This window comes from Halalkalibacterium halodurans, assembly GCF_004376175.1.
In the GTDB taxonomy this organism is placed as follows: domain Bacteria; phylum Bacillota; class Bacilli; order Bacillales; family Bacillaceae_D; genus Halalkalibacterium; species Halalkalibacterium halodurans.
On sequence record NZ_SNUY01000135.1, the window covers coordinates 1 to 2,321 of the forward strand.

Consider the following 2,321-nt stretch of genomic DNA (forward strand, 5'->3'; position numbering starts at 1 on the left):
GCACTGAAAGACTTGAAAGGCTTTTAAAAACCATAAGATTCTCAACGAGGAGAACCCTAAAATCCTGAATTCGCTTACACATATGAGGATGGAAAATACTCCTCCCACAAAAGGTTGACACAATCTAGGTTATGTTTGCTTATGCTAAAACCAAAGGGGCTGGGATAAAGTTATTTTTATGAGTCTGATTGTTTCAAAAACCACTTGCTTGCCGCGGACAAGGCTTCAGCTAAACGGGGGAAATCGCCCCGATGGGTCTTCAGCTCTTCCTTTTCCCGCAGGCGTTTCGTGATTTTGACAAGCAACTTGGAAACGTCGTCTAGTTATGCGTATATAACAGAAAAAAGGTTCGGATCATCAAAATAACATGATTCGAACCTTTTTTCTTACTTATTCCAGCCTCTTTACGATGTCATCTCTAAAAATAGATCTACGTCCTTAATAATTAAATCCATGGCAGACTGCCAAAAATCACGTTTCGTTAAATCAGCCCCTACATGTTTTAACGCTAGCTCCTCTACTGTCATGCTTGCCGTATCTTGAAGCAACGCAATGTAATCATCCTCAAATGAGGCGCCTTTCTCAAGGGCTAGCTGGTAAATCCCGATCGAAAATAAGTACCCGAATGTGTATGGGAAATTATAAAATGGCACGCCGGTAATATGAAAATGAAGTTTATGAGCCCAAAGGGTTGGGGAGTAGCTGGAAAGCTGGTTGCCATAAGCTTCACGCTGCGCTTCCTCCATAAGGTCACAAAGCTCTTTCACGGACAGCCGCTTTTGTTTCCGTGCTTCATAGAAACGAGTTTCAAACAGAAAACGAGCGTGGATGTTCATAATGAAAGCAATCGCTCGATTAACCTTATTTTCTAACAGTGAAAGTTTTAACGTTTCTGTCTTTGCTTCTTGAACGAGAGCATCTGCGACAATGGTTTCTGCAAATGTGGACGCTGTTTCTGCTACATTCATCGCATACCGCTGAGCTAGCGGTGCCTTGTCTTTCAAGCAATATCCGTGGTAAGCATGGCCTAGCTCATGGGCAAGCGTAGCCACATTCGACATCGTTCCGTTGTACGTCATGAAAATGCGCGACTGTTTCGCGAGGGGGAAGGATGTACAAAAACCTCCTGGACGTTTTCCTGGCCGATCCTCCGCTTCAACCCAGCCATCACGCAGCGCACCTTCTGTAAAACGAGCTAATTTCGGGCTTACTTTTCGAAAATGACGGATAATCAGTTCACACGCATCATCATACGCTATTTTATCATTGCCACCGTTTGGCAGCGGCGCGTGGATATCATGCATTGCTAATTTATCGACACCAAGCAGCTTGGCTTTTCGGTCCATAAATTCATAAAATTTCGGCTTGTTCTCGTTAATGACTGACCACATCGCATCAAGTGTTTTCCTCTTCATTCGATTGATCAAGAGCGGCTCTTTTAGTACATCGTTCCAGCCCCTCGCACGGTACAAGTTTAAACGAAATCCGGCAAGATGATTTAATGTGGAGGCAAACAAAGGTGCTTCTTTTTTCCATGCTTCTGCATAGGCTTTAGATGCTCGTTTTCTTACTTTTCGATCTTTACTGCTTAGCCGATTTGAAAGCTGCCCCGGTGAAAGGCGCTTCGTCTCTCCATCCTCTTCAAACGGAATTTCCATTCGCCCAACGGCTTGATTGTATACTTCTCCCCAAGCATGGTACCCGTCAGCGGCTAGTTGAGCCGCTAATTTTTCTTGTTCTGGTGCAAGCTTCTCTGCTGCCGCTTGCCGCCGTTCATTTAATGAAAAAGTAATATCCGACAGCTGCGGATGGTTCAACAGCTCCTGCCATTCACCATCCTCCATTCGGACAAACGTAGCTTCAAGTTCGACCCATATGTTTTGCAGCTTCGCCTGTAATTCATTCAGTTTACCTTGCCATTGGACAGCGTGCTCATCCTTTACATTTTGTGCTTTTAAACAGCTTACAAATGCCGCCCCATGTCGTAGCCGCTGCATGACCTTTTGCACATTAACAAGTTCATTAACCAATTGTGCAAGAGTCATTTTTGCGCTCGTTGAAGCGACAAGCTTATCGACAAGCTCCTCGGTTTCTTTGACAAAGTGTTGAAAATCGCTTGATTGGCTGCCACCTTTAAAAAAGGTGTCCAAATCCCAGACTTGTGGATACTTCATGTCCACATCCCTCCCATTTACTTCGTATTGTCAAAACTTTATATAAAAATAGGTTATTAAATCCTATGTTAGAGGGCTTTATAAGCAAAAAAATTGCCACCCCCTGATTTCTGTAGATAATTGAGGTTACCATACACCCAATTCCAG

Annotated in this window: 1 protein-coding gene; it reads right to left on the reverse strand. The window is 43.8% G+C overall.

What is annotated here, in order from left to right; genetic code table 11:
• Window positions 1-404: 404 nt before the first annotated feature.
• On the reverse strand, window positions 405-2,174 hold the full coding sequence (locus E2L07_RS20385; protein ID WP_134230521.1) for a M3 family oligoendopeptidase: 1,770 nt from the start codon (window positions 2,172-2,174) through the stop codon (window positions 405-407).
• Between the last annotated feature and the right edge of the window lie 147 nt (window positions 2,175-2,321).